General features: G+C 41.3%; 1 protein-coding gene and 1 pseudogene. Both read left to right on the plus strand.

The genetic code is table 11. The features are described 5' to 3' along the window. Window positions 1-65 precede the first annotated feature (65 nt). Window positions 66-506, plus strand: coding sequence for a transposase family protein (locus tag AC58CZ_RS13220; RefSeq protein ID WP_105243994.1), 441 nt, complete (start codon window positions 66-68; stop codon window positions 504-506). An 8-nt stretch (window positions 507-514) separates the two neighbouring features. Beyond that, a pseudogene (locus tag AC58CZ_RS13225) lies at window positions 515-898 on the plus strand (transposase family protein); the annotation flags it as partial. Between the last annotated feature and the right edge of the window lie 17 nt (window positions 899-915).

Below are 915 nucleotides of genomic sequence, written 5' to 3' on the forward strand. Positions count from 1 at the left end.
TAGACCTCTTGCAAAAGTAGCAAAGGGAATTAAAATAAGAAGACACTCATAACTTTTTAGGAACCATGCCAAACATAGATAAGCTACTCAAACAAAGTGACGCTGGTTTTAAACGCTATACTGGCATTCATAAAGCCACCTTTTATGACATGCTTGATGCCATGCAAGAGCATGAAGCATCTAAGACCAAATCAGGCAGACCAAGTGTGCTCAGTCTTAAGGAGCAGATACTACTAGCCCTGACTTATTGGCGTGAATACCGCACGCTTTATCATATCAGTATGGACTTTGGTATTCATGAGTCTTCTGCTAGCCGTATCATTCGTAAAGTAGAAGACACACTGATTGACTCTGGCAAGTTTGAATTGCCTAAAAAGCTGCCCAGTCGTGTCGATGAGGACATCAATTGGTCAGTCGTCATCGTCGATGCCACCGAAACCCCAATTGAGCGTCCAAAAAAAACCAAAGCGACTACTACAGCGGCAAGAAAAAACAACACACCTTAAAAGCGCAGGTTATCGTCCATTGGCAAACCGGCTTGATACTTGATGTGCAAACCTGTAAAGGGTCAATCCACGATTTTAAGCTGTATAAAGATACTTGTCCTGATTGGTTACCTGAGAATACTAACTATCTAGCAGACAGTGGTTATCAGGGTATAGCAAATCTACATAAGCAAACCTTCACACCATTTAAGAAACCTCGTGGTGGTCAGTTATTGGAGATATGCAAACAGGCCAATCACTATCTGGCAAAGTTCCGTATTGTGGTTGAACACAAAATAGGCTTAATAAAGTTGTTTAAAATCGTGGCTCATAAATATCGCAACCGTCGTCAGCGCTATGATCTTAGAATGAAGCTGTTTGCTGGTATCATTAATTCCGAGCTTAACCTATGACTTTTGCAAGAGGTCTA

Source organism: Psychrobacter sp. CR212 (assembly GCF_059693765.1).

What these genes read in the sequence shown, in the direction of transcription:
- AC58CZ_RS13220 (WP_105243994.1), top strand. Translation starts at nt 66, where the DNA reads ATGCCAAACATAGATAAGCTACTCAAACAAAGTGACGCTGGTTTTAAA.